Origin of the sequence: Pseudoalteromonas luteoviolacea S2607 (assembly GCF_001625575.1) — a bacterium.
GTDB lineage: Bacteria > Pseudomonadota > Gammaproteobacteria > Enterobacterales > Alteromonadaceae > Pseudoalteromonas > Pseudoalteromonas luteoviolacea_E.
Genome location: NZ_AUXV01000056.1, coordinates 510,791 through 517,698, shown reverse-complemented (window position 1 = coordinate 517,698; position 6,908 = coordinate 510,791). Strand labels below are relative to the sequence as shown.

The following is a 6,908-nucleotide window of genomic DNA, read 5'->3' as shown; positions in this document are numbered from 1 at the left end:
GCAAAACAAATAAAGTAACCGCCGAGCTTGGCGGGCGCCCTAAATTATCTTGACTTAGGGCGCTTGCTGCTAGTTTTTTTCGTAGATGGTATTGTTGATCACCAATACGTCGATACCAGACATCAAAAACACCGCAAGCATGTCTTCTACAGAGTGCACAATGGGTTTACCCATGATGTTGAAGCTGGTGTTGAGTAGTACAGGAACCCCTGTGATTTCTTTAAAGCTGCTTATCAAGTTGTAATAAGGTTCGTTCCACTCTTTTTTAACTGACTGCAACCGGCCTGTGTTATCAACGTGCACAACCGCAGGTACCTTATCTCTAACGGCTTCTTTAAAGACTAAAGTACGCTCCATGTAAGGAGACTCTTGATAGTTTTCAAAGTACTCATCGCCGTGCTCGTGCAAGATTGACGGTGCAAAAGGCCTGAATTCTTCACGGAATTTAACGCGCGCGTTGATGGTATCTTTCATGTCTGGCAAACATGGATTTGCTAGGATTGAGCGGTTACCCAAAGAGCGAGGGCCAAATTCGGCGCGGCCTTGTGCCCAACCAATGATTTTACCTTCGGCTAAAAACTCAGCGGTTTTTTTGTAAACTTCATCTCCATAATCGGTGGCTTTTAAATGGCCGTATTGTGCTAACTTTTGCAGTGACTTTTCTTTTACCGTCGAGCCGGTATATGGAGATTGCACCGTTTTATTGGGCTGCCAACTTGGGTTATCTTGCTGATAGCTTAAAAGCGCAGCGCCAATGGCATTACCGTCATCTGCTGGGGCTGAAGGCACAAAGATATTTTCAAATTTGGAGCGCTCAAGGGCGGTTCCCATAAATGATGAGTTTAGCGCACAGCCACCAGAGATTGTGAGGTTTTTAGAAGGTGCATACTCGTATGCCGCATTGATTAAGTCCATAAAGATCTCGCCAAACACCAACTGACCTGTGTAAGCGAAGTCTTTAAAACGCTCAACCGATTCACCAGGTTCTCTTGCCATACCCTTGATCTCTTTCATAATGGCATTGAGGTTTTTCGGTACGAAAAAGTTACCGTTTTTCACCTGAAGCGATGAGCGCAGTAAATCATAGACTTTTTGATCTTTCTTACCATAAGGTGCTAAGCCCATGACTTTCCACTCTTCACCCTTAAGCGGGTCAAATCCGAGGTTTTCACAGATGATGGTGTAGAACAAACCTAAGCTTTTGAAAGAGCGCTTTACTTTGATTGGCGCTGGTTTTATTTGGCCATTTTTATAGGTGTAGTAAGCAATACTGCTTTTTTCACCCATACCATCAACCACGATACATGCGGCATCGTCATATGGACTGTTAAAACAAGCATTAGCAGCATGTGTTAAATGGTGATCGTGATAGCGAACATCGGTTGGTTTTTTGGTGCGATAGTTACCTACGATAAAGTTCCGACAACCCGCTTCAAAAAACCTAGACAAGGTTCTGCCAGCTGCCGCCTGAGAGGCTCTTGCGAAATAGAACTGATCTTTGATGTCGCGGGTGTTGACATCGATGTTAAAAGAGAAGGTTTCTAAAATACTTAGGACTACATTCTCGAGAATATTGGTGCTTTTTTCACGCCCTTTACTCCAAGTTTTAGCAATGACTAACTCGGTGCAATCTGCACAGTGGGTTTTCAGTACTTCTTCAATGTAATAAGGGTTGTCTGGCAAGCAGTATAAACCGCGTTTATAGCCCAAAAAGCGCTCTGCATCTTCAGCGAAAATTAGTTCGCCTTTTTCGTTAACGATTGCAATAGCAGGGTCGTGAAATGAGGTTGCTAAGCCAATGTAATATTTCATCGCTGTGATCCAAAAGTTTTGTTAATGTTTATTCTGTTGATGGCCTGATTATGTTCAAAGCCGATGTATTTATTCATAATTGTGTTAAGCCTCAGTCGCTTTTTTAACGATTTGTTGTAGTGGGCTTAATTCAGATAAGTGAAAGTATCCGCTAAAACCGTGCAAATAAATTGTAGGGCGGTGGCCGAACGACATGATGGCTCGAGAACGAGTGCTCCCTCGCTTTGATGTGCTCTTGATTTTGACCTCGCTGCCAATTGGATAGGTGCTATTCCAGTGTTCTACCTGCTGTTGTGGCGTCAAATGAGTTTGTGCAGCGCCGATGTGAAGAGCTGTATCGCAATTTCTTTTAATGCTATCGACAAGCTTAGTGAGTACTTTTTTGGGTCCTAGTTCGGTAAACGACATCTCGCCCTGAGCGATTAAAAACTCAATGCTCTGTGTCCATTTTACAGGTTGAGTTAACTGTTCAATCAGGCAGTGGGCAATTTCATTTTCCTTGATAGGGTGTGCGGTGACATTTGCAATTACAGGTGTATGTGGTGAGGAGAAGTTAAAGCCCGCAATGTATTTGGCAAACTCTCGCTGAGCGGGGGCCATGTAACGAGAGTGAAATGCGCCACTGGTATTGAGTTTAATAAAGCGCGCGCCCAGTCGCTCAATAATTTGCTGGCTTTTATCTATGTCATCCACAAGCCCTGAGATCACGATTTGATCGGGAGCGTTTAAATTAGCAATGTCGATACCCGTTAGCTGGTGTTCCTGTAGACAATTACGTAGTTCTACTTCTTGAACATTCAACACTGCCGCCATCGCGCCGGATGCCGCTTGACTCATTAGCTCACCACGCTTTTTAACAAGCTTTAGACCCATTTCAAAGCTCATTGCGCCTGCGGCGAATAAAGCAGTGTATTCTCCTAAACTGTGGCCTGCAAAGTAATCGGCGCAGCTGATGTCTTGGTTTTGCTGCTGTAAATAGGCAAGGGCGCTCACGACGAACAACGCTGGCTGTGTGAACTGCGTGTTGTTTAGTTGCTTATTTGGGTCTACCAAGCAAAGATCGGTAATTGAATAACCGAGGATTTCGTTTGCAAGCTCAACGTGTTGTGAAAATTCACCGAAGAGCTTTTTTCCCATGCCGATATACTGCGAACCCTGCCCCGGAAATATGTAAGCTTTCATGTTACCCCTGCGTAGTTTCAGCTGCATGGTTTAACGTTAAGAGCTGCTGAGTTTTTGTGTTTAATAACGCTGCCGTGCCTTGCATTAGTTTCTCGGCAATATGATCAACATGGCGGCTTTGCCATTGTTCTAGTTCAGTGCCTTTAACCCACTGATTAAATGCGCCAAGTGCAGGGCCTGTGTGTACTTGAAAATTAACTCGCGCTTGTTCTGAGCCGGTAAAAGCCAACTTCATGCTGTAAGCAAAATACCAACGAAAAACCCGCGCCATTTTGTATTTATCATCTTGCTCAGCACGTTCTATATCTTGTAAGCGATTTGCATTGAGCAGATACTGCTTAGTTTGCGCCCAAATATCATCAAACGACGCATTGAAATACTTTTCTTGAAGCTGCGTTTGGACTTTTTCTGGCAGAGCGGCTAATGAGTCATATTGCTGGTACAGCTGAAATAACTTGTTTGCGCGTGCAGCAAAAAACACGCCTTTTTTAAGAACTTGTACTTTTGCGCCAGACTCAAACATATCGCCTGCTGGAGCATAGTCGGTATCTTGTACATTAATGTCTTGCAACATCTGCTTTACTAGGTCTGAAGTTCCTGCTTCAACGGTGCATTGGTTGATAGAACCCGTGAGAATAAAGTCAGCACCCATCATGAACGCCGCGGCTGCAGAATGTGGCGTGCCAATTCCGCCACCGAGACCGACTCTGGGTGTTTGAGCAAAGTTATGTTCAAGTACTTTTTGGTCGCGTAGGGTTTGAATGGCTGGCAGTAAAACAGCTGGTTGGCCTCTATCGGTATGCCCGCCGGAGTCCGCTTCAACGCAAATGTCATCGCACATAAAAATGAACTGACTGAGCTCAACTTGCTCGGGGGTAATCTTACCGAGGGCAAACAGTTGCTGAACAAGGTGCATAGGTGCGGGGCTTAAAAACTGATTAGCTACCTCTGGACGAGAGAGTTTGGCGATAATTTTATTTTTGGTACGTACAGCACCGTGTTGGTCTTTATATATGCCTTGCAAGCGATACAAAACAAGCGCTGGTGTGATGCGAATAAAAGCAGCCGCTTCTACGCATCGAATATTGTAGTTGAGATAAAGCTCGACCAATGCTAACTCTGCTTCTGGCGAGTCTATATTTGCAACTAGATTTGCGCCATAAGCTTGGCTGTTGGTGAGCGCGCTTTGAATATGTATGATGTCTTGCTCAACATCAGTTAATGTTCGGCCTCCAGTACCTAAAAACCCCATTAGCTGTGCGTTAGCTAACGCGATCACTAATTCTTTTGACGCAATACCTCGGTACATGCCTCCCGCGATATAAGCATACTTAATGCAATAATCGTTGCAAAAATCACGGCTTCCTAGGCTTTCTGGCGAAATAAGCGGGATTTTTAAAATGTTGGGACTTTCACTACTTTTAGCGTGTTTGTTGTTATTTTTTTGTTCACAAACAGAGTTAAAGGGCATAGCTTTTTCCCTCTTTGAAGTTTGCTGCATATAAATTCCGAGCCAGATCACCACATTCTTAGCACATGTTGATACATAATTATGAAAGCAAAATGGAGGAATAAATTGATTTTATATAAGACAAGATTACTAGTTTGTATTTTGAACAAATGGATATTCAGCACTTTTTAAGGAGTTTTAGTATTTAATCTACTTTTAAAGGCTGGTTAGTCGCTAATTTAAGGCTTTTCGTGCAATTAGCACAATGAAGTTGTTCACTTTTTATTGCACCCAATAAAGTAATTTTTTTTAAGGAGAGAAGATTGACGTACTTCAAACGAACTCTTTTTGGTCTATTCTTAGTGTTTTTATTAGGTACGTTGGTGCCAGAAAAAATACAAATACCTGTTGCAGGTGCAACTACACACGATTGGAATCAAGAAACGTTTTGGTATGAACCGTGGGGAAGTTCTGGCGTGCATAAGGGGATTGATATTTTTGGAAAGGTCGGTACTACGGTTATCTCAGCGGTAGACGGTTTTGTGATTTTTGAGGGACATGTGGAAAAAGGTGGAAATGTGGTCGCTGTGCTTGGTCCAAAATGGCGCAGTCACTATTATGCACATTTAAATAGCGACTCGGTAAGTACTGGCCAGTTTGTCGAGCGAGGAGAAGCAATAGGGTCTTTAGGTGACTCAGGCAACGCAAAAGGAAAACCCGCTCATGTGCACTACTCAATTTTATCTATTTTACCGTACCCTTGGTTGATAACCACTGAATCCCAGGGCTGGAAAAGGATGTTTTATCTGGACGCTGGCGCAATACTTAAACGCTGAATTTTATAGACACATAGCCTCACATTGTGAGGCACGTAGAGGCGTGATACTTTTGTGTTATTACTTTGCAATGGTTCTATCTAGCCTTAATCGAATTCATAACTTTGAACCTTGGGAGCTACCCCATGCATGCGACTCCAAATGTGAGGTTAAATTTACTGCTGTGCTTGTTTTGCTTAGGCTGTTCATATGAAGGAGGCATCCATTTTGATGTCACAGCACGTCAAAATGCCTTTTTGATAAGCGTTACAGGTGAAACTGATACTGGTGAGGAGTTACTCGAAAAATGGTACCAGAAAGCACGTGAGCTATGTAGTAATAAGCGCTTTATCATAGAGCCTAATGGTAAGCCTGTGGTGCGTAATTCCGGGTGTGGGGATGCCGTGACGTTAGCAAAAGGTTTCCAATCGTGTGAAGTTATTAAAGCCAGTGTATTTGGCAAAATTACATGCGTTACGAAATAACTTGTCTTTTTTAAAGTGACTTAAATACAACTACTCTGAGCAAGTGAGTGTTGTTAATGGTTTATTTGTCAATTAACATAGTCTCGCTTTTAGTAACATCATAAATATAGTGTTTTTACGCACTGAGTTAAAAGCGTAATGCGCTGAAATTATCAACGAGAAATTAATAGGAATGAATTGTGAATAAAGTTATTGCTTTGATTATGTGTTTGCTTTTTGTAAATAGTGTTTGTGCCTCGGATTATTTTAGAGAAAGGACAATAATAGGCGCCGGCGTTTATGCTAGCGGTGACAAGAGTATTTTGTTTGTTCATGTCAATGGTGATAAGTCTGGCATGGCTTCGTGTGCAAGTTCACAGCGTTTTGCGATTGATAGCACGGCTCCTAATTTTAAAGAAATGGTGAGTGTTGCACTAACTGCTTACGCCACAAAAGAAAATGCGGTTGAGCTAGTGACCACGCCAACATGTAAAAGCTGGGGAAATGCGCAAGATCTACTGGGTATTAAAATAGGTAGTATGCCGTGGTAGGGAACGTATAAAAGACAAAATATGCTTTAACTTAACGGAAACGCTTTAATCAAAGGCTTTCCGTTTGTCGATGCGTGATTGTATTGAATAAGCGAATGATACATTTGCAAAATTAAGAGTTAATTAAACACCAGATGTTTACACACAAAAATATGTCTCACCCGTTGCTGAATCATAGAGTTATAGTAGGGGAGTACTTCGAAATAGTCAGCAATGGGCATGCCTAAATTTATTAAGCAAAAAATTGGAAATGTTGCATTAATTGTTGAAAACTACGATGGTGCGATTAAATTCTATACCCAAAAACTACAGTTTATACTGGTCGAAGATACCGATTTAGGTGGTGGCACACGATGGGTTCAGGTTGCGCTTCCCAACTCTAGTGGAACCAGCCTTTTACTGGCACAAGAAAGTAACGCAGCTCAAACACAGGTAATTGGAAGCCAAGCGGGAGGGCGCATTTTTATGTTTTTACAGATGAATGATTTTGGTGTGATTACAAATCAATGAAAACAAATGGGGTTATATTTTATTAGGCAACCCATGGGAAGAGTATGGTACTGTGGCTGTGCTTCAGACCTTTACGGCAATAAATCAGATTTACTGAAACTCAATTACACAAAGAATGAAGGCT

At 42.3% G+C, this 6,908-nt stretch carries 7 protein-coding genes; 4 read left to right on the top strand and 3 right to left on the bottom strand.

Annotated features, from left to right (window positions below):
- Nucleotides 1-69: 69 nt before the first annotated feature.
- The 3 genes from N480_RS19360 to N480_RS19350 form a co-directional block, all read right to left on the bottom strand.
- Nucleotides 70-1,812 (bottom strand): carbamoyltransferase, encoded by a 1,743-nt coding sequence (locus tag N480_RS19360; protein WP_063374071.1) that lies wholly within the window; start codon nucleotides 1,810-1,812, stop codon nucleotides 70-72.
- A gap of 84 nt (nucleotides 1,813-1,896) precedes the next feature.
- Nucleotides 1,897-2,994: an ACP S-malonyltransferase gene (fabD, locus tag N480_RS19355; protein ID WP_063374070.1), complete on the bottom strand. Its 1,098-nt coding sequence runs from the start codon at nucleotides 2,992-2,994 to the stop codon at nucleotides 1,897-1,899.
- Nucleotide 2,995: 1 nt separating this feature from the next.
- Nucleotides 2,996-4,495 carry a PfaD family polyunsaturated fatty acid/polyketide biosynthesis protein gene (locus N480_RS19350; RefSeq protein ID WP_231102288.1) on the bottom strand — a complete coding sequence of 500 codons (1,500 nt, stop codon included), beginning with the start codon at nucleotides 4,493-4,495 and terminating at the stop codon, nucleotides 2,996-2,998.
- 272 nt (nucleotides 4,496-4,767) lie between these two features.
- On the opposite strand from N480_RS19350, the gene N480_RS19345 reads away from it, so the two are divergent.
- The 4 genes from N480_RS19345 to N480_RS19330 all read left to right on the top strand — a co-directional run bounded on the left by N480_RS19345 (nucleotide 4,768) and on the right by N480_RS19330 (nucleotide 6,784).
- Complete coding sequence (locus N480_RS19345) at nucleotides 4,768-5,280, top strand: M23 family metallopeptidase (RefSeq protein WP_063374069.1); 513 nt, start codon at nucleotides 4,768-4,770, stop codon at nucleotides 5,278-5,280.
- Nucleotides 5,281-5,405: 125 nt separating this feature from the next.
- Complete coding sequence (locus N480_RS19340) at nucleotides 5,406-5,744, top strand: hypothetical protein (RefSeq protein ID WP_063374068.1); 339 nt, start codon at nucleotides 5,406-5,408, stop codon at nucleotides 5,742-5,744.
- Between the two features lie 179 nt (nucleotides 5,745-5,923).
- Entirely contained in the window at nucleotides 5,924-6,274 is a 351-nt protein-coding gene (locus N480_RS19335) for a hypothetical protein (protein ID WP_081231930.1), read from the top strand.
- Nucleotides 6,275-6,493: 219 nt separating this feature from the next.
- Nucleotides 6,494-6,784: a VOC family protein gene (locus N480_RS19330; protein ID WP_155732901.1), complete on the top strand. Its 291-nt coding sequence runs from the start codon at nucleotides 6,494-6,496 to the stop codon at nucleotides 6,782-6,784.
- Nucleotides 6,785-6,908: the final 124 nt, after the last annotated feature.